This is a genomic window from Sphingopyxis sp., from assembly GCF_050916055.1.
Lineage (GTDB): Bacteria > Pseudomonadota > Alphaproteobacteria > Sphingomonadales > Sphingomonadaceae > Sphingopyxis.
In genome coordinates this window covers 2,640,884-2,662,802 of record NZ_CP051527.1, presented here as the reverse complement: position 1 = coordinate 2,662,802, position 21,919 = coordinate 2,640,884, and the positions used below count along the sequence as shown (strand labels likewise).

At 67.7% G+C, this 21,919-nt stretch carries 28 protein-coding genes; 10 read left to right on the top strand and 18 right to left on the bottom strand.

What is annotated here, in order from left to right; translation table 11 throughout:
* Positions 1-12 precede the first annotated feature (12 nt).
* Positions 13-1,008, top strand: coding sequence for a dipeptide epimerase (locus HEQ22_RS12980; protein ID WP_432768312.1), 996 nt, complete (start codon positions 13-15; stop codon positions 1,006-1,008).
* Positions 1,009-1,151: 143 nt separating this feature from the next.
* Here HEQ22_RS12980 and HEQ22_RS12975 read toward each other — a convergent pair whose 3' ends face one another.
* Both HEQ22_RS12975 and HEQ22_RS12970 read right to left on the bottom strand, forming a co-directional pair.
* The gene (locus HEQ22_RS12975; protein WP_432768311.1) at positions 1,152-1,616 is read right to left on the bottom strand and encodes a pyridoxamine 5'-phosphate oxidase family protein; all 465 of its coding nucleotides are present in this window, start codon (positions 1,614-1,616) and stop codon (positions 1,152-1,154) included.
* 67 nt (positions 1,617-1,683) lie between these two features.
* Positions 1,684-2,079, bottom strand: coding sequence for a VOC family protein (locus HEQ22_RS12970; RefSeq protein WP_432768310.1), 396 nt, complete (start codon positions 2,077-2,079; stop codon positions 1,684-1,686).
* Positions 2,080-2,163: 84 nt separating this feature from the next.
* Here HEQ22_RS12970 and soxR point away from each other — a divergent pair, with 84 nt between their 5' ends.
* Positions 2,164-2,634, top strand: coding sequence for a redox-sensitive transcriptional activator SoxR (gene soxR / locus HEQ22_RS12965; RefSeq protein WP_432768309.1), 471 nt, complete (start codon positions 2,164-2,166; stop codon positions 2,632-2,634).
* Between the two features lie 242 nt (positions 2,635-2,876).
* Here soxR and HEQ22_RS12960 read toward each other — a convergent pair whose 3' ends face one another.
* The 7 genes from HEQ22_RS12960 to HEQ22_RS12930 form a co-directional block, all read right to left on the bottom strand.
* Positions 2,877-3,167, bottom strand: coding sequence for a putative quinol monooxygenase (locus tag HEQ22_RS12960; protein WP_432768308.1), 291 nt, complete (start codon positions 3,165-3,167; stop codon positions 2,877-2,879).
* Between the two features lie 63 nt (positions 3,168-3,230).
* Positions 3,231-4,412, bottom strand: a complete 1,182-nt coding sequence (locus HEQ22_RS12955; RefSeq protein WP_432768307.1) for an acetyl-CoA C-acyltransferase — start codon at positions 4,410-4,412, stop codon at positions 3,231-3,233.
* Between the two features lie 162 nt (positions 4,413-4,574).
* Positions 4,575-5,033 carry a MaoC family dehydratase gene (locus HEQ22_RS12950; protein WP_432768306.1) on the bottom strand — a complete coding sequence of 153 codons (459 nt, stop codon included), beginning with the start codon at positions 5,031-5,033 and terminating at the stop codon, positions 4,575-4,577.
* Positions 5,034-5,127: 94 nt separating this feature from the next.
* A complete protein-coding gene (locus HEQ22_RS12945) occupies positions 5,128-6,258 on the bottom strand; it encodes a mechanosensitive ion channel family protein (protein ID WP_432770877.1) in 1,131 nt (376 codons plus the stop codon).
* Between the two features lie 102 nt (positions 6,259-6,360).
* Complete coding sequence (locus HEQ22_RS12940) at positions 6,361-7,404, bottom strand: DNA topoisomerase IB (RefSeq protein WP_432768305.1); 1,044 nt, start codon at positions 7,402-7,404, stop codon at positions 6,361-6,363.
* Between the two features lie 38 nt (positions 7,405-7,442).
* A complete protein-coding gene (locus tag HEQ22_RS12935; protein ID WP_432768304.1) occupies positions 7,443-8,828 on the bottom strand; it encodes a putative O-glycosylation ligase, exosortase A system-associated in 1,386 nt (461 codons plus the stop codon).
* Complete coding sequence (locus HEQ22_RS12930) at positions 8,821-8,970, bottom strand: hypothetical protein (RefSeq protein ID WP_432768303.1); 150 nt, start codon at positions 8,968-8,970, stop codon at positions 8,821-8,823. Before HEQ22_RS12930 ends, HEQ22_RS12935 begins: the two co-directional genes overlap by 8 nt.
* Before the next feature lie 66 nt (positions 8,971-9,036).
* On the opposite strand from HEQ22_RS12930, the gene HEQ22_RS12925 reads away from it, so the two are divergent.
* Both HEQ22_RS12925 and HEQ22_RS12920 read left to right on the top strand, forming a co-directional pair.
* Positions 9,037-10,272: a TIGR04063 family PEP-CTERM/XrtA system glycosyltransferase gene (locus HEQ22_RS12925; protein ID WP_432768302.1), complete on the top strand. Its 1,236-nt coding sequence runs from the start codon at positions 9,037-9,039 to the stop codon at positions 10,270-10,272.
* Positions 10,273-10,316: 44 nt separating this feature from the next.
* Entirely contained in the window at positions 10,317-11,183 is an 867-nt protein-coding gene (locus HEQ22_RS12920; protein WP_432768301.1) for a hypothetical protein, read from the top strand.
* A 6-nt stretch (positions 11,184-11,189) separates the two neighbouring features.
* Here HEQ22_RS12920 and HEQ22_RS12915 read toward each other — a convergent pair whose 3' ends face one another.
* Both HEQ22_RS12915 and HEQ22_RS12910 read right to left on the bottom strand, forming a co-directional pair.
* The gene (locus tag HEQ22_RS12915; RefSeq protein WP_432770876.1) at positions 11,190-11,513 is read right to left on the bottom strand and encodes a hypothetical protein; all 324 of its coding nucleotides are present in this window, start codon (positions 11,511-11,513) and stop codon (positions 11,190-11,192) included.
* Positions 11,514-11,515: 2 nt separating this feature from the next.
* Positions 11,516-11,779, bottom strand: coding sequence for a hypothetical protein (locus HEQ22_RS12910; RefSeq protein ID WP_432768300.1), 264 nt, complete (start codon positions 11,777-11,779; stop codon positions 11,516-11,518).
* Positions 11,780-11,903: 124 nt separating this feature from the next.
* Between HEQ22_RS12910 and HEQ22_RS12905 the strand changes: the two genes are divergently transcribed.
* Positions 11,904-12,572, top strand: coding sequence for a S24 family peptidase (locus HEQ22_RS12905; protein WP_432768299.1), 669 nt, complete (start codon positions 11,904-11,906; stop codon positions 12,570-12,572).
* A 3-nt stretch (positions 12,573-12,575) separates the two neighbouring features.
* Here the strand turns inward: HEQ22_RS12905 and HEQ22_RS12900 are convergent, their stop codons facing one another.
* The gene (locus tag HEQ22_RS12900) at positions 12,576-12,884 is read right to left on the bottom strand and encodes a hypothetical protein (RefSeq protein WP_432768298.1); all 309 of its coding nucleotides are present in this window, start codon (positions 12,882-12,884) and stop codon (positions 12,576-12,578) included.
* Positions 12,885-13,027: 143 nt separating this feature from the next.
* Between HEQ22_RS12900 and aqpZ the strand changes: the two genes are divergently transcribed.
* Positions 13,028-13,753: an aquaporin Z gene (gene aqpZ / locus HEQ22_RS12895; RefSeq protein WP_432768297.1), complete on the top strand. Its 726-nt coding sequence runs from the start codon at positions 13,028-13,030 to the stop codon at positions 13,751-13,753.
* A gap of 42 nt (positions 13,754-13,795) precedes the next feature.
* Here aqpZ and galU read toward each other — a convergent pair whose 3' ends face one another.
* The 6 genes from galU to HEQ22_RS12865 all read right to left on the bottom strand — a co-directional run bounded on the left by galU (position 13,796) and on the right by HEQ22_RS12865 (position 18,705).
* Positions 13,796-14,659, bottom strand: coding sequence for a UTP--glucose-1-phosphate uridylyltransferase GalU (gene galU, locus HEQ22_RS12890; protein ID WP_432768296.1), 864 nt, complete (start codon positions 14,657-14,659; stop codon positions 13,796-13,798).
* A gap of 57 nt (positions 14,660-14,716) precedes the next feature.
* Positions 14,717-15,217 (bottom strand): OmpA family protein, encoded by a 501-nt coding sequence (locus HEQ22_RS12885; RefSeq protein ID WP_432768295.1) that lies wholly within the window; start codon positions 15,215-15,217, stop codon positions 14,717-14,719.
* A 16-nt stretch (positions 15,218-15,233) separates the two neighbouring features.
* On the bottom strand, positions 15,234-16,436 hold the full coding sequence (locus tag HEQ22_RS12880) for a diguanylate cyclase domain-containing protein (protein ID WP_432768294.1): 1,203 nt from the start codon (positions 16,434-16,436) through the stop codon (positions 15,234-15,236).
* Positions 16,433-16,978: a YfiR family protein gene (locus HEQ22_RS12875; protein WP_432768293.1), complete on the bottom strand. Its 546-nt coding sequence runs from the start codon at positions 16,976-16,978 to the stop codon at positions 16,433-16,435. Before HEQ22_RS12875 ends, HEQ22_RS12880 begins: the two co-directional genes overlap by 4 nt.
* A gap of 123 nt (positions 16,979-17,101) precedes the next feature.
* Entirely contained in the window at positions 17,102-17,650 is a 549-nt protein-coding gene (gene msrA / locus HEQ22_RS12870) for a peptide-methionine (S)-S-oxide reductase MsrA (RefSeq protein WP_432768292.1), read from the bottom strand.
* A gap of 56 nt (positions 17,651-17,706) precedes the next feature.
* On the bottom strand, positions 17,707-18,705 hold the full coding sequence (locus tag HEQ22_RS12865; protein ID WP_432768291.1) for a M48 family metalloprotease: 999 nt from the start codon (positions 18,703-18,705) through the stop codon (positions 17,707-17,709).
* Between the two features lie 93 nt (positions 18,706-18,798).
* Between HEQ22_RS12865 and HEQ22_RS12860 the strand changes: the two genes are divergently transcribed.
* From HEQ22_RS12860 to rpsI, 4 genes are all read left to right on the top strand, one after another.
* Positions 18,799-19,854 carry a COX15/CtaA family protein gene (locus tag HEQ22_RS12860; RefSeq protein WP_432768290.1) on the top strand — a complete coding sequence of 352 codons (1,056 nt, stop codon included), beginning with the start codon at positions 18,799-18,801 and terminating at the stop codon, positions 19,852-19,854.
* Positions 19,855-19,856: 2 nt separating this feature from the next.
* Complete coding sequence (locus tag HEQ22_RS12855) at positions 19,857-20,642, top strand: hypothetical protein (RefSeq protein ID WP_432768289.1); 786 nt, start codon at positions 19,857-19,859, stop codon at positions 20,640-20,642.
* A 182-nt stretch (positions 20,643-20,824) separates the two neighbouring features.
* Entirely contained in the window at positions 20,825-21,304 is a 480-nt protein-coding gene (gene rplM, locus HEQ22_RS12850) for a 50S ribosomal protein L13 (protein WP_432770875.1), read from the top strand.
* Positions 21,304-21,810: a 30S ribosomal protein S9 gene (gene rpsI / locus HEQ22_RS12845; protein ID WP_432768288.1), complete on the top strand. Its 507-nt coding sequence runs from the start codon at positions 21,304-21,306 to the stop codon at positions 21,808-21,810. Before rplM ends, rpsI begins: the two co-directional genes overlap by 1 nt.
* The last annotated feature ends 109 nt before the right edge of the window (positions 21,811-21,919 follow it).

Here is a 21,919-nt window from a genome sequence, read left to right as displayed (position 1 = left end):
TAGTGTCCGCGCATGGCTATCCAACTGAAAAGCGTCCGGGTCGAGCGCTGGGCGGTCGCGGGATCGTTCGTGATCGCGCGCGGCGCCAAGACATTCGTCGATGTCGTCGTCGCCGAGGTGCTGGGCGCCGACGGCGCGGTGGGGCGCGGCGAGGGGACGCCGGTCTATTATCTGGGCGAGGATGCCGCCGGTTGCCGCGACGAGATATTGCGCGCCGCGGCGCATATCGCCGACCTCGACGCGGCGGCGGCGCGGGCGGTGGTGCAGGACATCATGGCGCCGGGCGCAGCGCGCAACGCGCTCGACTGCGCGCTGTGGGACCTCGAGGCGCAGCAGCGCGGCCTGAGGCTATGGCAGCTCGCCGGATGCGACGGCGCGCCGACCGCGCGCGATACCGCCTTCACCATCTCGCTCGGTTCGCCGGGGGCGATGGCCGAACAGGCGGCGAGCGCGGCGGCCGACGGTTATCGCCTGCTCAAGCTGAAGCTGACCGGCGAGGATGACCGGCTGCGCGTCGCCGGGGTCCGCAAAGGTGCGCCCGACGCGCGGCTGATCGTCGATGCCAATGAAAGCTGGGGGCAGCTCGACATCTTGGGCGAGGCCGAGGCGCTGGCCGACCTGGGGGTCGAGATGATCGAGCAGCCGGTGCCGGTCGGCGCCGACGCGCTGCTCGACCCGATCTATGCGCCGGTGCCGTTCGTCGCCGACGAAAGCTGTCACACCGCCGCCGACGTCGCGCGGATCGGCGCCTTTTACGATGGGGTGAACATCAAGCTGGACAAGGCGGGCGGGCTGACCGAGGCGCTGCGGCTGGCCGACGCCGCCGACGCGGCGGGGCTGGCGATCATGGTTGGTTGCATGTTGTCGACCAGCCTGGCCATCGCACCGGCGTTCGTGCTGGCGCAGCGGGCGCGTTGGGTCGACCTCGACGGGCCGGCGTTGCTGGCGCGCGATCGCGAAGGCGGGTTCGAGTTTCGCGACGGGCGGGTGGGGCCGCGGGTGGGTTAAAAATCCTCCCTGTGGCGGAGCCATGGGGAGGTGGCAGCGCGGAGCGCTGACGGAGGGGCGATGGCGCTAACGCCGCCGCCCCTCCACCATCCGCTGCGCGGACGGTCCCCCTCCCCATCGCTGCGCGACAGGGAGGAAATGCCTTACAGCGCGACTTCGGCGTGGTCGCCGAGTTCGCCTTCCTTCATCGTCATGCCGGTCATCAGCTTGAAGATGCCCTTGATGCCGGGGTCGGCGGTCCAGATTTCGGCGTCGTCGAGATCGAAGCGGAGCAGGACGAGCTTGGGGTCGTCCTTGCCGCCCTCATACCACGCCTCGACACCGTTGCTCCACAGCCGGTCGAGCACCGCGCGGTCGGTTTCGGCGCGCAGCGTGCCCGAAATGCAGGCGAACAGGTCGTGGCCCTTGGCGGAGAACTGCGCCATCGCCGGGCCGCCGGGGACGAGGCGGTTGTCGGTCGAGGTGAAGAACCAGAAGGCGCTGTTGGCATCCTTGTCGAGCTGGGCGTTCATCGGGACGTGATGCATCCGCTCGCCGGTCAGGCCGACCATGACATAGGGGCTGTCGGCCAGCGCCTTCCAGAATGTTTCCTTGATATCCTTGCTCATCGGGGAGGCTCCTCTTTCGAATGGCTATGACCACCCAACGCAAGAGGCGCGCGGACGTTGCGCCGATTCAGCGTGGGCGCGGGTCGGCGTAGCTCACCACCTCATATTCGATGCCGTCGGGGTCGAGGAAATAGAAGCGGCGGCCGGGTTCGTAATCGCCATGGCTGAACGGGATGAGCCCGGCCGCCTTGACGCGCATCTCGACAGTGTCGAGGTCGCCGACCTGCACCCCGACATGGTTGAGCGGTTCGCCCTTGGCATAGCTGGCACCGGCGTGCTCGCCGCCGGGGCCGGTGTAGAGCGCGACATAGGCGGTGTCGCTGCCGAGGTGGATGACGCGCCCGCCATCGCGCGCCGGGCCGCGCCAGCGTTCGTGCCAGCCGAAGATCGCGGCGAGGATGGCGGCGGTGCGATCGGCGTCGCGGACCGTCAGGTTCACATGTTCGATGAAGGCGTGCGTCATGGGATGCTCCGATTCGGGTTGACGCCGATACTTATGAAAGCTCAAGTGAGGTTTAGATCAAGCGGGAAGTGAGGGAGGCTGACGATGCACCGGACCGACCTGATCGCGATCGGCGACCTGGCGGCACGCACCGGCGTCGCGGTGTCGGCGATCCGGTTCTATGAAGCCAAGGGGCTGGTCGCGGCGCTGCGCACCCGCGGCGGCCAGCGGCGCTTCCTGCGCGCCGACATCCGCCGCGTGTCGTTCATCCTGATCGCGCAGCAGATGGGCTTGAGCCTCGACGAAATTGCGGCCGAACTGGCGCGGCTGCCGGCGGGGCGGACGCCGAACGCCGCCGACTGGGCGCGGATCAGCACCGGGCTGCGGGCGCGGATCTCGGCGCAGATCGCGGCGCTCGAACGGACGCGCGAGCTGCTCGGCAACTGCATCGGTTGCGGGTGTCTGAGCCTGAAGAAATGCGGGCTGTACAATGCGCACGACAAGGCGGCGCAGCGCGGGGCGGGGCCGCGCTATGTGCTGGGGGACCGGGCTGGGGAGATTGCCGAGGTGGGGTGAGGGAGGAAGGGTGGTTTTGGAGTCATATCCAACCCCTCCTCTTCAGAGGAGGGGCAGTGAGACTTGGTCCGGCGCAGCCGGGCCTTTAGTCGAGCGGGGTGGTGGCCGAAGGCGCACGCCCAGCCGCAAGCACCACCCCGCTGCGACTAACGAACACGTTCGTAAGTCTCGCTACCCCTCCTCTGAAGAGGAGGGGCTGGGTCAGTTATGTCGGCAATCGGTCGTAACCGATCTTCTCGGCCCTAAACCGCCGCGAGTTTCTCGATCTCGGGTGCGCCGGCGAGGCAGGGGCCGAGTTTGGCGCCGAGGGTGCGGAAATGGTCCGACGCGCGGTGCGCTTCGACCGCGGCGCCGTCGTCATAGCATTCGAGCACCTTGTAGGTGCCCGCCTCTTCGGTGCGGAACAGCCTGTAATAGCTGTTGCCGGGTTCGTTCGCGGCGACCGCGGGGGCGAGCTCGGCGAAGACGGTTTCGAATTCCGCTTCCTTGCCGGGCTGCACGCGCAGCGTGGCGATGATGCCGATTGCAGTCATGGATATATCCTTTTGCAGGGGCGGAGCCGGCCGGTCGCGATCGACCGGACCGGCACCGCGGCCTCAGAAGACTTCGAACAGGCCGGCCGCGCCCTGGCCGCCGCCGATGCACATCGTCACGACGGCGTATTTGGCGCCGCGGCGCTTGCCTTCGAGCAAGGCGTGGCCGGTGCAGCGCGCGCCGGTCATGCCGAAGGGATGGCCGATCGAGATCGAGCCGCCGTTGACGTTGAGCAGCTCGTTGGGGATGCCGAGCGTATCGCGGCAATAGAGCACCTGCACCGCGAACGCCTCGTTGAGTTCCCACAGGCCGATGTCGTCGATCTTGAGGTCGAAGCGTTCGAGCAGCTTGGGGATCGCGAACACGGGGCCGATGCCCATTTCGTCGGGCTCGGTGCCGGCGACCGCCATGCCGACATAGCGGCCGAGCGGGGTCAGACCGCGCTTTTCGGCGACCTTGGCTTCCATCAGCACGCAGGCCGACGATCCGTCGGCGAGCTGGCTGGCGTTGCCCGCAGTGATCGTGTGGCCTTCGCCCATCACCGGCTTCAGGCTGGCGAGCCCTTCGAGCGTCGTGTCGGCGCGGTTGCACTCGTCCTTGTCGGCGACGACATCCTTGAACGAGACCTCCTTGGTCTCCTTGTCCATCACCGCCATCGTCGCGTTGCAGGGGACGATTTCGTCGGCATAGAGGCCGGCGGCCTGCGCCGCGGCGGTGCGCTGCTGCGACTGGAGCGAATATTCGTCCTGCGCTTCGCGGCTGATGCCATAGCGTTTGGCGACAACCTCGGCGGTGCCGATCATCGGCATATAGGTGTCCTTGTGCATCGCGATCAGCTCGGCGTCGGTCTCGATGAACACCTTGCCGCTGCCGCTGACCTTCGAGATGCTTTCGATGCCGCCGGCGACGCAAATGTCCTGGCGGTCGACGATGATCTGCTTCGCGGCGGTCGCGATCGTCATCAGGCCCGACGAGCATTGGCGGTCGATCGACATGCCGGGGACGGTGACGGGCAGGCCCGACCGCAGCGCGATGAGGCGTGCGACGTTCATCGTCTGCGACCCCTGCTGCATCGCGGCGCCGAACACGACATCGTCGATCTCGCCGCCTTCGAGGCCCGCGCGCTCGACCGCGGCCTTGACCGAGAAGGAGCCGAGCGTCGGGGCGAGGGTGTTGTTGAACGATCCGCGGCCCGCCTTGGTCAGCGGGGTGCGGGCGGTGGAAACGATGACGGCGTCACGCATGATGTTTTCTCCTAAACAATCCCAAATCCCTCCCCTTCGGGGGAGGGCAGCGAGACTTGGCAGCTTGCTGCCTAGTCGCAGCGGGTGGGGTCCATCGGCCTTGCGCAAGGTCGATGGACCCCACCCCCAACCCCTCCCTTGAAGGGGAGGGGCTTAGTCACTTCAAACGAAGAACTGGCTGATCCATTCGGCGATCAGCGCGGGCTTTTCCTCGCCCTCGATCTCGACGGTCACTTCGTTGGTCTGTTGCCACTGGCCGGGGCGCTTTTCGAGCAGTTCGAGCAGCTTGATATGGCTGCGCACCCGCTTGCCCGAGCGCACGGGGGCCAGGAAGCGCACTTTGTTGCAGCCGTAATTGACCCCCATCTTGACGCCGCCGACCCGGGGGCCGTCGGTGCTCTGCCCGAGCATCGGCATCAGCGACAGGGTGAGGAAACCGTGAGCGATCGTCCCGCCGAACGGCGTCAGCTTGGCCTTTTTCTCGTCGATATGGATGAACTGGTGGTCGCCGGTGGCGTCGGCGAACTTGTTGATCATCTCCTGATCGACCAGCACCCAATCCGACGTGCCCAGATGTTCGCCGACCTTGGTCTGCAATTCCTGCGGCGTGATTGTCGCCATTCGTCATCCCCTCGATCGTTGGTTCGGGGCGCGTTCTAGGCCGCTCGCAGCGCTTTGCACAAGGGCCAAGCCGCCCGGCCTTGACGCCGTAGCGTCAGGCGGGCTTGGCTGCCGGAGGGGTCTTCGGCGCTTTCATCGTCACGCTTTCGGCATAGGGAAGAATCATCGTCCCGTCGGGCGCAGCGGTGAAGGTCGTCTGGGTCGGATAGGCGAAGTCGTAACCCGCACGCGTCAGTTCCTCGAACAGGCGGATGCCGATCTCGGTCCGCGCCGCGATGACTTCGTTATATTCGTCGCTGTGGACATCGACGACGAGTTCGAAATCGAGGCTGGAGGGACCGAAGCCGAGGAAGCTCGAGCGGACGAATTCATTGGCTTCGCCCGTGACCTGCGCCTTCAGCAGTTCGGGGAGGGCGCGCAGCATCTCGGGCTTCGTCTGATAGATGACGCCGATCGCATATTGGACGCGGCGCCGATGCAGGTTGGCGTAGTTGGTGATTTCCTTCGACAGCAGGTTGGTGTTCGAGATGACGAGCAGCTCGCCGTTGATCGAGCGCAGGTGCGTGCTTTTCAGCCCGATGCGTTCGACCGTCGCGATGCTGGTGTCATATTTGATCGTCTGGCCGACGCGGAACGGGCGGTCGAAGATGATCGACAGCGAGGCGAAGAGGTCGGAAAAAATGCCCTGCGCGGCGAGGCCGATCGCGATGCCGCCGATGCCGAGGCCCGCGACCAGCCCGGTCACATTGACCCCCATATTGTCGAGGATGACGATCGCCGCGATCGCGAACAATGCGACGCTGATCAGCAGCCGGATGATCCCCATCGCGTTCGACAGCGTCTCGTTATGCCCCTCGGCGGCGCGGCGCTGGATCAGCCCGAGCACGATCTCGCGCACCCAGATCGCCACCTGCATCACGACCGCGACGGTGAAGACGAACTGGATGATCTGCAGGACGAGCGCGGGCGGCTGGGCATAGCCCGCGACGAGGCGGATCGAGATGATCGCGAGGACGAGCGACTTGGTCTTGTGGATCACCCGCCCGACAATGTCGGTCAGGGTGAATTGACCGGGCGCCGACTGCGCGCGCTTCAGCGCGAAGGTGCGGATCATCGACAGCAGGAAATAGATGATCAGCCCCGCGGCGATCGCAATGCAGATTTGCAGCCAGTGGCTGTTCACCCAGGCGATGCTGCTGTCCCACCAATAGCGCAGGTCTTGCAGCGGGTTTGTCGGTGCGGCGGCGGTAGCCGGGGCGCTCTTGGGTGTAGCGGTCGTTGCGGCGGCAAAAAAAGGCAAAATCACATCGGTCCTCGTGTCGGGGTGTCAGGCGGAACGGAGCAGCGCCGCGGCATCGGGCGCCTGCTCCAGATAGGCCAAAAATCCGCGCTCGTAACGCGAAAGATATTTGGCGACGCGCGGCAGCGGGCCGGCGGCCGCGGCAAAATCGCCGCGCAACTGCGCTGCGGCGATCATCGCCGGATGGACATAGGCCTTGCGCGCGATCGCCGGCGTGTTGCCCAAGCGGTCGGCGACATGCTGCAGCATCGCCTTCAACGTCGGCGGTTCGGCGGCGTCGTAGAGGAAGGCGAAGGCTTCGACGCTGGCCGACCAGGTGCGAAAATGCTTGGCGCTGAATTCGCCCCCCATCGCCTCGCGGATATAGGCGTTGACGTCGTCGGACGCGACCGCGCACAGATCGCCGGCGTCCTCATATTGAAAGAGGTTCTGCCCTGGCAGGTCCTGCAGGCGGCGGACCAGCGTCGTCAGGCTGCGGTCGCTGATCGCGACCTCGCGCTTGGCGCCGCCCTTGGCGACATATTTCAGGCGCAGCGTCTGGCCCGACAGCTTGGCGTGCCGCTGGCGCAGCGTCGTCGCGCCGAAGCTCTGGTTCGCGGCGACATATTGTTCGTTGCCGATGCGCAGCGCGGCGAGGTCGAGCAGGCGGACGACTGCCGCGACGACCCGCTCCGAACACAAGGTGCGGCGATTGAGGTCGCTTTCGAGCCGCGCGCGCAGCAGCGGCAGGGCATAGCCGAAGGCGGCGCAGCGATCATATTTGTCGGCTTCGCGCGCCAACCGAAAATCGGGATGGTAGCGATATTGCTTGCGGCCGCGGGCGTCATACCCGGTGGCGAGAATATGACCATTGGGGGCGGGGCAGAACCACGCGTCCTCATAAGCGGGGGGCAGCGCGATGGCGTTGAGGCGCGTGATTTCGGCGCGGTCGCGAATGACCTTGCCCTTGGCGTCGCGGTAGCGCCAGCCGCCCGTCAGGCGTTCGCGGCTGATCCCCGGCAGGCTGTCGTCGACATGGATGAGGCGCGCGGACATGCGGGCATAGCGCGCCGGCGGTTGGTTGGTTCCCATCCCCAAGCCCCTCCTCTTCAGAGGAGGGGTTGAAGACCTCAGCCCGCGCCCGCCGCGGGCGCGCGCGCCGGAACCTGCGCCGGGCGGGCGGTGAGCGGGCGCCAGCCGGCCTCGCGCTCGCGGCGGCGGACATAGGTCGACAGCCCCATCTGCAATGCGAGCATCATATAGATGAACGGCTGGAAGGCGACGCCGACGAACAGCGACCCGACCATATAGGTGATGTGGCCATGCTGGAGCGCGGTCGCGAGCGGGGCGATCCATTGCTCCTCGCCGCGCCGCGTCTTGAGATAGCGGCGGCGCAGCCGCTCCATCTGGACGAGCCCCGAAATGTGAAGGATCAGCCACAGCGCGAGGCCCGGATATCCCTGTTCGCCCAGCATCTCGAAATAGCTCGAATGATAGGCGCGCGATTTTTCGTCGTGGACCGTGGCTTCGGATTCCTGCGGCTTGTCGGGGTCATATTTGTCGACGCCGGTCGTTTCGACGCGCAGCCGGTTCTGGATATAGGCCTCGAACCCGCCGCCGAAGGGGTTCTCCTTGGCATAGTCCCAGGTCCACGCCCACACCGCGACGCGGGTCGAGGCCGACTGGTCGGACTTGTAACCCTGGATCGTCTCCATCCGCTCGGTGAAGCTTTGCGGCAGAAAGGGGATGGCGGCGATGGCGAGCAGCCCGGCGCCCGCCATATAGAGGAAGCGGTGCTTCACCGCGCGCAGCGAGAGCACCGCGAGCACCGCGAGGCAGACGAGCCCGGTGCGCGCCTGCGTCCCGATCGGCAGCAGCATGCAAGCGAAACAGAGCGCGAAGCAGAACAGCGAGACGCGCCAGTCGGGGGTGAAGATCGTGCCGTGGCGCCGATACCACAGGATCAGCGGGATGATCGCGATGCCGACGGTCGACATGATCGAGCCTTCGTAGAGGCCGTAATTTTCGTTGAGCAGCAGTTGCAGCGTGCCGTAACCGCCGCCGCCCGCCGCGGTCTTGATGCCCCCGGCGATCGCGATCGACGCCGCCGACAGCAGCATGATCAGCACCAGCGATTCGATCCTGAGCTTGGTACGCAATGTCAGCGGCAGGAAAATCGCCCAGACCAGCGCCTTCCAAACCCAGCTCCATTTGTCGGCGGCCTCGACCGGGAAATCGGCCTGGATCGTCGTCATCCAGCAATAGAGGAGCAGCGCGATCAACAGAAACTGCCGCCCCGACCACCGGGTATCGCGCTTGTCGTCGACCGCGAGCCAGCCGACGATCGCAAGCCCGAAGACGATCAGCGAGATCGGGATCGAGTTGATCAGGAAATAGGAGAGCCGCTGCGGCGCGACGATGTCGATATAGCAAAAGCACAGCACGAACAGGAACGGCTTGCGAAAGCCGAGCCCGATGAAGGCGAACAGAAAGGCGACGAAGGCGATGTCACGCATCGCCGCCGTCTTCCTGATCCTTGCGGTGCTGCCACAGCATGCGCGGGCTGACTTCGCGGTCGAGGTCGTCGCGGTAGAGCAGGCGCCACAGCGCGATCGCCATCAGCGCGTGCGTCAGACCGATGGAAAAATTGTCGACCATGCGCGTTCGCTTAGCCATATGGGGTTGACGCCGCGTTAAGGCTTGTCTGGCAAAGCCCGCGGGGTCATGACCCGCATTCTTCACATCCTCGACCACAGCCTGCCCGCGCACAGCGGCTATACGTTTCGCACCCGCGCGCTGATGAAGGCGCAGGCGGCGAAGGGGTGGGAGGTCGCCGGGGTCACCGGGGTCCGCCATCCCGAGCCGGGACAAGCCAAGGGAGATGGGGGCGAGACGGTTGACGGGCTGACCTTCTATCGCACGGCGCCGATCGCGCCGGCGCGCTCGCCGATCCGCGAGTGGCGCGAGATCGCGGCGCTGGCGGCGCGGGTGGAGGCGCTGGTCAGGGACTGGCAGCCCGACCTGCTCCACGCCCATTCGCCGGTGCTCGACGCCATGGCGGCGCTGCGCGTCGGCAAGCGCATGGGCATCCCCGTGCTGTACGAGATTCGCGCCTTCTGGGAGGATGCGGCGGTCGGCAACGGCACCGGGCGCGAGGGGAGCGCGCGCTATTTCCTGACCCGGCGCCTCGAAACCCATGCGGTGAAGGCCGCCGATGCGGTCGCGGTGATCTGCGACGGGCTGCGCGGCGACCTGATCGCGCGCGGGGTCGATCCGGCGAAGATCGTCGTGTCGCCGAATGGCGTCGATCTTGACCTGTTCGGCGATCCGCTACCGCGCGACGATGCGCTGGCGGCGACGCTGGGGCTGGCGGCGGGCGACGCGGTGATCGGCTTTATCGGCAGCTTTTACGACTATGAGGGGATTAATGATCTGATCGCGGCGATGCCGGCGCTGGTCGCCGCAGAGCCGGCGGCGCGGCTGCTGCTCGTCGGCGGCGGGCCGATGGAGGCGGCGCTGAAGGCGCAGGCGGCGGCGTCACCGGTCGCAGGCCATATCCATTTCGTCGGCCGCGTCCCGCATGGCGAGGTCGAGCGCTATTATTCGCTGATCGATATTCTGGCCTATCCGCGCAAAAAGATGCGGCTCACCGACCTCGTCACGCCCTTGAAGCCGCTGGAGGCGATGGCGCAGGGCAAGCTGGTCGCCGCCTCCGACGTCGGCGGCCACCGCGAACTGATCGAGGATGGCGTGACCGGCAGCCTGTTCGCCCCCGACGACCCCGCGGCGATCGCCGCCGCGCTCGCGGCGATGCTCGGCGACCGCGCGATGTGGCCGGAACGGCGGCACACCGCACGTATTTTTGTCGAAACCCATCGTAACTGGTCGTCAAACATTTTACGTTACGAACCGGTTTACCAGCGACTGCTGCGCCGCGACCCGCCGTCGCTCGCAGCCTAGCGACACAGAGGAAACGGCGCCCCCACGGGCGGCGGGGTTGGAACATGATGGATTATGCCGAGGAACGAACGCGCCGCCCCGCCTGGGCCGTGCTGCTCAGCGGGCTGCGCCCGGCGCTGCCCGCGGTGATCGGCGCTGCGGCGCTGACCTTTCTGTTCGCGGCGCTGATGCCGATCGCCTGGGTCGCCGGAATCGGCTGGAACCTGTATCTCGACCGGCTGTCGGACCTGTTCGTGCCGCCGGTCGGCAACGGCGGCCGGCTCGCGCTGGCGCTGTGCATGACGGTCATCGCGGCTTTGATCGCGGGCATCGTCGCCTTGCTGATCGCCCAGCCCGGATCGACCGGCCTGTCGGAACGGGGGCGACGGCTGCGCCGCCGCGCGCCCGCCGACGAGGACGATGTCGAAGCGGTGCTGCCGCGCCGCCGCGCCGATTTCCATCCCGACGACCCGCCGCGCCCGCCGATCCGCGCCGGCCGCGACCTGCCCGCCGACGGGCTGGTGCCGTCGGTGGCGGCCGTCCCCGATACGCTGCCTGCCGACGCCGACGAGCTCGACCTGTCGTTCGCAGCGCGCGCCGACGACAGCGAAGCCGATGAACTCGACGAGCTGGTCCTCTCCGACGCGATGCCCAACGACGCGTTCGACGACGCCCCCGCCGACGCCGAAGCGCCGTGGCTGCAACCCGCCGAGCTCGCCCATCCGGTCGCGCCCGAACCCGTCGACAACAGCCTCGGCGCGATGGTCGCGCGGTTCGAGGCGGGGCTGGCGCGCCGCCGTCAGGGCGCCGCGGCGCCGGTCACCGTGCTCGCCCCCGATGCGGTGCAGGACCTCGACGAGCCCGGAATCGACTTTGCGCTCGAAGCGGCGCTCGGCACCTTGCAACGGATGACGCGCCGCGCCGTCGGCTGACGCCGGTCAATCCTCGACGGTCAAAATCTCGATCCGCAACTGTGCGGGCGCATCGTCGGCCGTAACGACGATGTCGGCGACGATATGCCCCGGCAGCCGCCATTCGGCGCCGTCGAGCCGCGCTTGTAGCGCGGCGCTCAGCGCCGCCGCATCGCCCGCCGCAAAAGCACAGGGAAACAGGTGGCGCGCGCCGACGAAGTTGGCGCTTGCCCACGGTCGCAGCGTCGAGGCGCCGAGCGTCAGCCCGGCGGGCAGCATATGATCGAGCAGCCAGCGCAACCGGCGATGCGGGCAGCCGGGCCGCGGCGGCGGGGCGGGGGTCCAGCGCATCGTCACGACCGGCGCTCCGCCGTGCGCGTCCAGGCGTGCCGGCCGCGCGGGTCGCGGTCCGCTGCGCCGCGATCGACTGTCCGGTTGGCGCGCCACATGTTCATAAAATGCTCCACACGGCATTCGACCCGCAGCCCCGCCTCGCGCCCGCCGCGCATGTCGTTGACGAAGCGCGGATCGCGAATCGCCTCGCGGCCGAACACGGTCGGCGGCATCCCCGACTCCTTCAGAAATGCTTCGATCCGTTGCAGCAGGCTTCGCGTCATACTGTCCTCCCATGGCGCCGATCATCGGGCGACTCACCCGATAGGATAAATCCTATCTGATTGGCAATTTCCTACTTGTCTAGGAAAAATCCGTTTGCTACGACAAAATAGGAAGGACCAGCCCGTGGCCGATATCATCCATGACCCGCGCCTCGCGCTCGATCGCCTGCTCCAGGAAAAGGGCATCGACTATGCCCGCCTATCGGCGGTGATCGGGCGCAATCCCGCCTATATCCAGCAATATATCAAGCGCGGCACGCCGCGGCGGCTGGCCGAGCAGGATCGCGCCCGCGTCGCCGCCTATCTCGGTGTGTCCGAAGCGATGCTCGGCGGGCCGGTGCAGCGCGTCGCAACCCCGGCGCGCGCGCGCGGGCCCGGCATGATCCTCGTCCCCAAGCTGGCGATCGGCGCGTCGGCGGGCGCGGGGGCGAGCATCGACGGCGAGCCGATCGAGGGCGAAGTCGCCTTCGACCCCAAATGGCTGCGCGAGCTTGGCGCCGATCCGCGCGCGCTCAGCATCATTCGCGTCGAGGGCGATTCGATGGCGCCGACGCTGAACGATGGCGACGATATATTGGTCGACGGCGGCGATGCGGCGGCGCGGCTGCGCGACGGCATTTACGTGCTGCGGATGGACGATGTGCTGATGGTGAAACGCGTCGCGCGCGCGCCGGGGCCGGGGCGGATCGCGGTGATCAGCGACAATGGCCATTATCGCAGCTGGGACGACCTGCCGATGACGGCGGTGCAGCTGGTCGGGCGCGTCGTGTGGACGGGCCGACGCGTGCGATAGGAATTAATTCGGCGCCGCCATCACCGCCTCGATCTCATGCTCGAGCACTTCGGCGCGCCGGCATTGGTCGGCGTTGCCGTCGCGGCATTTTTCGGCCGCCTTGTCGCGCTGGCGCGACAGCTTGCCGAGCTGTTCCTCGCGCTTGCGCAGCTCGCGGCCGCGGTTGCGGTCGGCTTCGTCCTGGCTGGTCGTCGACCAGTCGGCGACCTGGCCGACCGCCTTGAACGGCGCGGTGACGATGGTCTTGGCCGTGCTGACGCAGCCGCCCAGCGCCAGGCACGCGATGGGGAGCAGGGCGAGTTTCGGCGACATCGGGATTCCTTTCGGCTGCGACCAATTGCCGCGCCTTGTAGCGCACTATCGGTGAACCAGCCATGACTTGCCGCGCGCTGTGACGCTGCTAATCTCAATCCTGCGCCAGCGGCGCGATGGCCGCCGGCGGGGAGGAGGGTCATATGAGTAACATGCAAAAAGGCCTTGCCGAGTTCATCGGCACATTCTGGCTCGTGTTCGGCGGCTGCGGCAGCGCCGTCCTTGCCGCCGCCTTTCCCGACGTCGGGATCGGCCTGCTCGGCGTTTCGCTGGCGTTCGGGTTGACCGTGGTCACCATGGCCTATGCGATCGGCCATATTTCGGGATGCCATCTCAACCCTGCGGTGACCGTCGGGCTGTGGGCCGGCGGCCGGTTCGAGGCGCGCGACATCCCGCTGTACGTCGCAGCTCAGGTGCTGGGGGCGATCGTCGCCGCGTTCCTGCTTTACTATGTCGCGAGCGGGACGGGCAGCTTCGATCCCGCGACCAACCAGCTTGCCGCGAACGGTTTTGGCGAGGCGTCGCCGGGGCAATATGATCTGACCTCGGCGTGGATCGTCGAGATCGTGCTCACCGCCGCCTTCCTGTGGATCATCATGGGGTCGACCGACGGGCGGGCACCGGCGGGCTTCGCGCCGCTCGCCATCGGGCTCGGCCTGACGCTGATCCACCTGATCTCGATCCCGGTGACCAACACCTCGGTCAATCCGGCGCGCAGCACCGGGCCGGCGCTCGTCGTCGGCGGCATCGCGCTGCAACAATTGTGGCTGTTCTGGGTCGCGCCGCTCATCGGCGGGGCGCTCGGTGGGTGGCTGTATCGCACCATCGGCGCCGACACCTTTCCCAAGCCGAATATCGAAGGCGAATAAGGCGCGCGCGCCGGCCGGGGCATTCCCCGGCCGGCGCCGAACCTATTTCAGCAGGTCGAGCGCGAAGGCGCGGACTTCCGCCGCCATGTCGGGGCGTTCGAGCGCGACCGCGAGGTTGGCCTGGATATAGCCGGCCTTCGACCCGCAATCGTAGCGCGCGCCGTCGAAGGTCACCGCGTGAAAGGGCTGGGTGCCGATCATCGTCGCCATCGCATCGGTCAGCTGGATTTCGCCGCCCGCGCCCTTTTCCTGATTTTCCAGCACCCGCATCACCTCGGGCTGAAGGATGTAGCGGCCCGAAATGATCAGGTTCGACGGCGCGTCGGCGACCGCGGGCTTTTCGACCAGTCCCATGACTTCGGTGAGCGCGCCGTCGGCGCGGCCCGGCGCGATGACGCCATAGCTGGACACCCGCTCGCGCGGCACTTCGAGAACCGAGATCAGATTGCCGCCGACCTGGGCATAGGCGTCGACCATCTGCTTCATGCAGCCGGGGGTGCCGTGCATGAATTCGTCGGGCAGAAAGATGGCGAACGGTTCGTCGCCGACGATGTGGCGCGCGCACCAGATCGCATGGCCCAGCCCCATCGGCTCCTGCTGCCGCACATAGGCGCAATTGCCGGGGCCGAGGCGTGTCGGTTCGAGCACGGTCAGATCCTTGCCGCGTTCGGACATCGTCTTTTCCAGCTCGAACGCGATGTCGAAATGATCCTCGATCGCGCTCTTGCCGCGACCGGTGACGAAGATCATCTGCTCGATCCCCGCTTCGCGCGCCTCGTCGACCGCATATTGGATCAGCGGCCGGTCGACGACGGGCAGCATCTCCTTCGGGATCGCCTTGGTCGCGGGGAGGAATCGCGTGCCGAGGCCGGCGACGGGAAATACGGCTTTCCGGATCGGTTTCATGCGCGCGGCTTAGCCGCGAACGCGGGGCAAGAAAAGGCGCCGCGACAGGTTGGGCGCTTATTCGGGCGCGACGATGATCACGACGCGGCGATTGTCCTGGCGTCCTTCGGGGGTGTCGTTGCTCGACAGCGGCAGTGTTTCGCCGCGTCCGACGATGCGGTCGGCGGTCAGCCGCATGCCGTTGGCCTGCATCGGCGCCGCCACCGTCTCCGCCCGTGCCTGCGACAATGTCAGGTTATAGGCCGAGGTCCCGGTCGAATCGGTGTGGCCTTCGACCCGTGCCGTCAGAATGCCGACCGACGCCAGGTTGCGTGCGAGCGTGCCGATGCGTCCGACCTGTTCGGGTGACAGCGTGCTTTTGTCGGTATCGAACAATAACCGCTCTTCGAGTGTGAGTTCCCACCCCGCACCGGCTTCGACGAAGCCTTCGGATTCGAGCATGGCGACCTGAGCGGGGCTGAAACCCGCCGGGGCCGGCAGGCTTTGACAGGCCGCGAGCAGCACGGCGGTCAGGGACAGCAGGAACATGGAAATCCGGCGCTGGGGGGCGTGGGTCACAGGGGCACTCCGTTGGTCATTTCGATCGGTTGGTCAGCTTGTCGGCGTACATGCCGGCGTCGGCGGCGGTAAGCAGGGCGATCGCATCGCCGCCGTCGTCGGGATAGATCGCGACGCCGACGCTGACCGCGATGCGATAGCTGTCGCCGCCGGGCAAAGCGATCGGCGGCGCGACCGCGGTGCGGATGCGGTTGGCGAGCGCGTCGGCCGCTGTGTCGGCGTCGAGCGGATCGACGATGGCGATGAATTCGTCGCCGCCGATGCGCGCCGCGAAATCGGTTGCGCGCAGGCTGTCCTTGATCCGCGCCGACAGCGCCACCAGCACCGCGTCGCCTGCGGCATGGCCGAAGCTGTCGTTCGCCGCCTTGAAATTGTCGGCGTCGATGAACAGCAAGGCGAAGCGCTCGCCGCGGGCGCCGGCGGCGGCGATCCGCTGGGCCAGCTGTTCGTCGAAAGCGGCGCGGTTCGGCATCGCGGTGAGCGGATCGTGCGAGGCGCGGTGCGCGAGCACGGCGCGTTCGCTTTCCATCGTCCCCTGCCAGCCCGCCAGTTCGTCGAGCAGCGCGTTGATGTCGCCGCCGAGCCGGTCGAGTTCGGCGATGCCGAGCGGCTGGACGCGCTTGTCGAAGCGGCGGTGCAGCCGCACGTCGTGCGCGACGGTCGCGATCTCGTTCAGCGGCTTGACGAGTTCATATTCGAACCGCCGCGCCAGCGCGATCGTGCCGAGCGCGGTGACAAACAGGCAGGCGAGGCCCGCGAGCAGCCCGATCCGCACATAATCGGTGAGCGTCGAGCTGTCGCCCCACACCTCGATCCGCCCGATCACGGACCCGTTGCGCTGGACCGGCACCGTGAAGGGATGCGGGAAGAACAGGGGGGTCAGCAGCGGGGCGGGATCGGCGTTGGGCGATGCCCATTCGACGAACGGGCGGCCGCGATCGTCGGACACGCGCAGTTTCGCGATACCCGGGATGCGGGTCAACGGCTCGATCCCTTCGCGCGCCGCGGTGGGGTCGTTGAAGACGAGCGCGGGTTCGACGCCATAGGCGCCGAGCTGCGCCGCCAGTTCCATGTTGCGGTCGGCATAGCCGCGCAGCGCTGCGACCCCGGCGAGCAGGATCGTCAGCCCGGAGAGTGCGACCGCGAACAGGGTGATGCCAAAATGAAAGCGCGACAGCAGTTTTTGCAGCGTCGTGCGGCTGGACGGGCGCTCGGTCATCGTGCGTCCCCCGCGTCCTGGCCGATCTTGAGCACGCGCGGATCGATCCGCAGCGGTCCGCGCGCGATCCCGTCGAGATTGACCGAAAAGCTGATCCCCGCCGCCTTGCGGTCGAGGCAGAACATCGCCCCGTGAAGGCAGGCGTCGTCGTCGTCGGTGATCGTCAGCACCGCCCGGCCGCGGACCCAGCCGATCAGCCGCTGGCGATCGGCGACCGGCATCCGGCCAAGGAAGACTATGTCGCAGTCCTGTCCGGCCGTCGCCGCCGCAGCGCTCATCCGCCGCACCCGGATCACCGGACCGCCCCGCACCACGGGGGCGAGGCGCTCGGTCAGCCGCGGCGATCCGAAGACGCACATGACCCGCGCGGCGCCGACCGGCTCGCCGGGCCAGCGGGTGTAGCCGACGATGCCGCCGAGCATACGGTTCACTGCACGCGCCGCCCCGTCCGCCCCATCCTCGACAATCGTCTGGCTGGCGGCCTGAACCGACATCTGCGGCGTCGTCAGCGACGCGCCGATCAGAAACAGTGATGCCAGCACCCGACAGCGACCCCCACGACGCCCGGGCACCAACCTGCCCGAACGTGGGGGCGTCCGCTAGTTAATGTAAATCAAAAGTCAATGAAAACTGACGTCATGCGGCCATTCGGCAACAGTCGATATTTATCCCGCTGTGGAGGGACTACGCAGCCGGTCGGCGAACCCCTTGCGCAATTTCGCGAGCTTGGGCGGGATGACGGCCATGCAATAGGGATTGCGCTGGCCTTCGCCGTCCCAATAGCGCTGATGATAATCTTCGGCGGCGTACCAGTCGCTCGCGGCCTCGATCGTGGTGACGATCGGCGCCGGCCAATCGGCCGCGGCGCGGGCGATCGCGGCGCGCGCGGCGTCGCCCTGCGCGGCATCGAGCGGGAAGATCGTGCTGCGATACTGGGTGCCTACATCATTGCCCTGGCGGTTGAGCGTCGTCGGGTCGTGCGTCGCGAAATGGACGTCGAGCAAATCGTCGTAGGTGATGACCGCGGGGTCGAAGGTGATGCGAATCGCCTCGGCATGGCCGGTGTCGCCGCCGCACACCTGCTTGTAGGTCGGGTTGGTGACATGGCCGCCGATATAGCCGCTTTCGACGCGCTCGACCCCGGCCAGCGACTGGAACACGGCTTCGGTGCACCAGAAGCAGCCTCCGGCGAAAATGGCGGTTTCATGGGTCATGGCGGCGATCCTTGCTGACGGGGGGAGGGATGACCCTAAAATAGGGCGCCGCGCGCCTATTCCAAGGGTGGCGGCGCGGCGATCAGCGGTGGATCGAGCGGCCCGCCGCGCGCTTCGGCATCGCGCAGCGCCGCGACCTCGGTTTCCAGTGTCCTGACGCGCGCCTTCCAGCGCGGGTGGGTTCCGGCCTGGATCAGCACCGGCCCGCGCCGCTTGCCGAACTGCGTCCAGAAGCGCGCCGCCGCCTCTGGCGCGTAGCCCGCGGCGTGGGTCAGCCAGACCGACAGCCGGTCGGCCTCGACTTCGGTGGCGCGGATCAGCCGTGCGTTGCGCCCGAACTGCTTGCCAATTCCGCGGTCGATGTCGGCGGCGTCGAGCCGCGCGCGGTGGCGCAGGATATTATGCGCCAGCTCGTGCGCGATCACCGCGGCGAGTTCGTCATCGTCGGCGGCCGCGCGGGCGAGTCCGGCGCTGATCAGCACCAGCCGCCCGTCGGCGGCGCCCGACGGCCTGTCCCGCGCTTCGACGCGAAAGTCGCTGATGCAACCGGCGACCGGCTGCACGGCAAGGCGGCGGCCGTCGGCAGCGTCGATTTCCGCGGGTGTCGAGGGCGGGAGGGCGGCGAGCCGGCTTTCGAGTGCCGCGATGCGTGCGAAGGGATCGTCGTCTTCGGGGGGTGCCACCGCGACGCCGTTTGCGGCGCGAATCGCCATGCCGACACGCAGCCCGGCGGTCGCGGCGGGCGAGCCGGGGGCGACCGCAGCGAGGAAGGGCAGGTGGGCGTTGCTGGCGTTATAGGCGGTGCGTGCAGACGAGCGTGCACCTGCGTCATAGAGGCGCGGGTCGCCCCACAGCCAGCCGAACTGCGGCTGCAGCACCGGGCAATGCGCGGCGCTGGCGGTGGTCAGGCGAAACGCGATCGCCGCGACCCGCGCCTCGAGCGCGGCCAGTTCGGCATATGGCGAGGGGGCCGGGTCCGCGGCGGCGGCGGGCGCCGCGGCCAGCAAGGCGGCGGCCAGCAGAGTGGAAAAGCGGCGCGACATCCGGCGGCGCATAGCAATCGCCGCCTGTCGCGGCCATGAATTTTCCCCGGCCGGCCGCGGGCCGCCCCCTTGCCTATCGCCCGGCAAGCGACGATAGGGCGGGCGATGACCGACGCTTCGCCCATCGCCGCCGTCCCGTCCGCCGCGCGCATGCCGCGGCCCGCGGCGCTGGCGCGCTGGCTATGGGCGGTGGCGCTGCTGGTGATCATCGTCGTCGCGATCGGCGGGATCACGCGGCTGACCGAATCGGGGCTGTCGATCACCGAATGGCGCCCGGTATCGGGGGTCATGCCGCCGCTGAACGAAGCCGACTGGGTCGTCGAGTTCGAAAAATACAAGCAGATCCCGGAATATAAGGAGATCAACGCCGGCATGTCGCTGGCGGCGTTCAAGGCGATCTTTTTCTGGGAATGGCTGCACCGCATCCTCGGCCGGCTCGTCGGCATGGCGCTGGTCGTGCCGTTGGTCTGGTTTGCCTGGCGCCGCGCGATCCCGGCGGGATATACCCCGCGGCTGCTCGCGCTCGCCGCGCTGGTCGGCCTGCAGGGCGCGATCGGCTGGTGGATGGTTGCCTCGGGGCTCGAGTATCGCACCGACGTCAGTCATTTCCGACTCGCGACGCACCTGCTGACGGCACTATTCCTGCTCGCCGGGCTGGTGTGGACGGCGCGCGATCTGGAGGCGCTGGCGCGCGAGCCCGCGGCGCGGCCCGCCGGGCTGGGCGGCGCGGCGATCGGCCTGATCGGGGTCCTGTTCGTGCAATTGTTGCTCGGGGCCTGGGTCGCGGGACTCAACGCCGGCTTCGTCGCCAGCAGCTGGCCCCTGATGAACGATCATTTCGTGCCGGCGGGGATCGACTGGACGCGCGGCGCGTGGATGGCGCTGACCAACGATCCTTTCCTGATCCACTTCCTCCACCGTTGGTGGTCGTGGTGCGCGTCGCTGGCGTTGCTGATGCTCGCGCGCAGCTTGTGGCGGCGCGGAGCGGCGGTCGAGGCGTGGCTGCTGGTCGCCGTTGTCCTGGCCCAGATGCTCCTCGGCATTTTGACTGTGGTGACCGGAGTGTCGATGTGGATCGCTGTCCTGCACCAAGTCGTCGGCGCCATCCTCGTTGCGGTGACCGCGGCGGGGCTCCACCGGCTGGGCCGCCGTAACGTATGATCGTGGCGGCGGGCCTCGGCACCCTGCTGATGCTCGCGGCCGAGGCGCCCCCCGCGCGGCCTCCGGCATCGCCGGCTGCGGCAGCCGCCGTGCAATTCGCGCCACCGATCGACCGGGCCATGGCCTATCGTGTCACGACGCGCCGGCTGGGACGCGATGGCGCCCTGCTCAGCTTCTCGCTCCATTATGCGCTGATCTGGCGCCGCGCCGGGCGCGGCTACCGGCTCGAGGCGGTGTTGGAACGGATCGAATCCGACGCCCGGCCCGAAGTAACGCGCGCCCTGACCGCAGTGCTTCAGCCGCTCGTGGGGCAGCCGATGACCTATCTGGTCCCCGCCAACGGCGCCACGATCGATCTTGTTGCGGCGGACGATCTGTGGGATCGCGCTTTGGCGCGGACGCAGGCGGTGGGCGCGGAAGCGGATCGGGCCCAGGCGCAGCAAATGGCGCAGCTGCTCGCGGCGCTGCCGGCCGATGAACGCAATCGGCTGGCCACGGCCGACATCCGCGCCCTCGTCGCGCCCGCCAACCCCGCCATTGCAGTGGCGGACGGCAGCGGCGTCGCGGTGACCCAGGCGGGCGCGTTGCGAACGATCGCCACGGCCGAACGCGCACGGCTGGCACCTGATGGCGCCGGGCAGCCGCTGCATATCGATACGCAGTGGACGGTCGATACCGCCACCGGCATGGTCCAGCGCGAGCAACGGCAGAGCTGGATCGTCTCGCCTGGAACCGCGGCGCGGACGCTGGTCGAGGAGCGGGTTCGGGCGCTTTCGCTGGCCGAATAAATGGCGCGGTATCATAATACCCGTCAGCAAAGCCCCGCGATGCTTGACTTTCAGCGCCGCAACCGCCATTGGCCCGCTCCGAAGCGCCGCCGCGCTCCCTTGGGAGCAGGCGGCGCGGTTTGTTTCCGGGCGGCGGCCTTCGGTCATCGCCTCGATCCCCATCTGTCAAGGAGGTCGCCATGATGAAGGCGCTGACCAAGACGACCGCTTCGGCAAATGCCGGCACGGTCGAAAAGAAATGGGTGCTGATCGACGCCGAGGGCCTCGTTGTGGGCCGCGTCGCGTCGATCATCGCCAGCATCCTGCGCGGCAAGCACAAGCCGAGCTTTACCCCGCATGTCGATTGCGGTGACAATGTCATCGTCATCAACGCGGAGAAGGTGGCGTTCACCGGCAAGAAGATGGCCGACAAGCGCTATTACAAGCACACCGGCTATGCCGGCGGCATCAAGGAAACCAGCCCCGCGAAAATCCTCGAGGGCCGTTTTCCCGAGCGCGTGCTCGAAAAGGCGATCGAACGCATGATCCCGCGCGGCCCGCTCGGCCGTCAGCAGATGCGCAACCTGCGCGTGTTCGCCGGCAGCGAACATCCGCATGAAGGGCAGAACCCCGAAGTGATCGACGTCGCGTCGATGAACCGCAAGAACAAGGTGGGTGCATAATGGCTGACGAACAGACCATAACCGATCTCAAGGACCTCGGAACCGCGGACGCTTTTCCGACCGCCGTCAATAGCCAGGTCACGAGCACCGCGCCGCTGCGCGAAAAGATCGTCGACAAGCAGGGCCGCGCTTATGCGACCGGTCGCCGCAAGGACGCCGTCGCCCGCGTATGGTTGAAGCCCGGCACCGGCAAGATCACGATCAACGGCCGCGATCAGGAAGTCTATTTCGCCCGCCCGACGCTGCGCCTCGTGATCAACCAGCCCTTTGGCCTGACCGATCGCATTGGCAGCTATGACATCGTCGCCACCGTCAAGGGCGGCGGCCTGTCGGGCCAGGCGGGCGCGGTGTTGCACGGCATTTCGCAGGCGCTGACCCGTTTCGAACCCGCACTGCGCGGCGTCGTCAAGTCGGCGGGTTTCCTGACCCGCGACAGCCGCACCGTCGAGCGCAAGAAATACGGCAAGGCCAAGGCCCGCCGCAGCTTCCAGTTCTCGAAGCGTTAAGAGCTTTTTCCACCGACGGGTGGAGAAGAGGAGGGCGGTCCGGCAACGGGCCGCCCTTTTTCTTTGAGCTGCAGCATGATGGCGGCGGGCGCCACGCGGCGGCGTGCAA

Coding starts and splice junctions, on each gene's coding strand:
- HEQ22_RS12980 (WP_432768312.1), top strand. CDS start 13: ATGGCTATCCAACTGAAAAGCGTCCGGGTCGAGCGCTGGGCGGTCGCG.
- HEQ22_RS12975 (WP_432768311.1), bottom strand. CDS start 1,616: ATGAGCAAGGATATCAAGGAAACATTCTGGAAGGCGCTGGCCGACAGC.
- HEQ22_RS12970 (WP_432768310.1), bottom strand. CDS start 2,079: ATGACGCACGCCTTCATCGAACATGTGAACCTGACGGTCCGCGACGCC.
- soxR (WP_432768309.1), top strand. CDS start 2,164: ATGCACCGGACCGACCTGATCGCGATCGGCGACCTGGCGGCACGCACC.
- HEQ22_RS12960 (WP_432768308.1), bottom strand. CDS start 3,167: ATGACTGCAATCGGCATCATCGCCACGCTGCGCGTGCAGCCCGGCAAG.
- HEQ22_RS12955 (WP_432768307.1), bottom strand. CDS start 4,412: ATGCGTGACGCCGTCATCGTTTCCACCGCCCGCACCCCGCTGACCAAG.
- HEQ22_RS12950 (WP_432768306.1), bottom strand. CDS start 5,033: ATGGCGACAATCACGCCGCAGGAATTGCAGACCAAGGTCGGCGAACAT.
- HEQ22_RS12940 (WP_432768305.1), bottom strand. CDS start 7,404: ATGGGAACCAACCAACCGCCGGCGCGCTATGCCCGCATGTCCGCGCGC.
- HEQ22_RS12935 (WP_432768304.1), bottom strand. CDS start 8,828: ATGCGTGACATCGCCTTCGTCGCCTTTCTGTTCGCCTTCATCGGGCTC.
- HEQ22_RS12930 (WP_432768303.1), bottom strand. CDS start 8,970: ATGGTCGACAATTTTTCCATCGGTCTGACGCACGCGCTGATGGCGATC.
- HEQ22_RS12925 (WP_432768302.1), top strand. CDS start 9,037: ATGACCCGCATTCTTCACATCCTCGACCACAGCCTGCCCGCGCACAGC.
- HEQ22_RS12920 (WP_432768301.1), top strand. CDS start 10,317: ATGATGGATTATGCCGAGGAACGAACGCGCCGCCCCGCCTGGGCCGTG.
- HEQ22_RS12915 (WP_432770876.1), bottom strand. CDS start 11,513: ATGCGCTGGACCCCCGCCCCGCCGCCGCGGCCCGGCTGCCCGCATCGC.
- HEQ22_RS12910 (WP_432768300.1), bottom strand. CDS start 11,779: ATGACGCGAAGCCTGCTGCAACGGATCGAAGCATTTCTGAAGGAGTCG.
- HEQ22_RS12900 (WP_432768298.1), bottom strand. CDS start 12,884: ATGTCGCCGAAACTCGCCCTGCTCCCCATCGCGTGCCTGGCGCTGGGC.
- aqpZ (WP_432768297.1), top strand. CDS start 13,028: ATGAGTAACATGCAAAAAGGCCTTGCCGAGTTCATCGGCACATTCTGG.
- galU (WP_432768296.1), bottom strand. CDS start 14,659: ATGAAACCGATCCGGAAAGCCGTATTTCCCGTCGCCGGCCTCGGCACG.
- HEQ22_RS12880 (WP_432768294.1), bottom strand. CDS start 16,436: ATGACCGAGCGCCCGTCCAGCCGCACGACGCTGCAAAAACTGCTGTCG.
- msrA (WP_432768292.1), bottom strand. CDS start 17,650: ATGACCCATGAAACCGCCATTTTCGCCGGAGGCTGCTTCTGGTGCACC.
- HEQ22_RS12865 (WP_432768291.1), bottom strand. CDS start 18,705: ATGCGCCGCCGGATGTCGCGCCGCTTTTCCACTCTGCTGGCCGCCGCC.
- HEQ22_RS12860 (WP_432768290.1), top strand. CDS start 18,799: ATGACCGACGCTTCGCCCATCGCCGCCGTCCCGTCCGCCGCGCGCATG.
- rplM (WP_432770875.1), top strand. CDS start 20,825: ATGAAGGCGCTGACCAAGACGACCGCTTCGGCAAATGCCGGCACGGTC.
- rpsI (WP_432768288.1), top strand. CDS start 21,304: ATGGCTGACGAACAGACCATAACCGATCTCAAGGACCTCGGAACCGCG.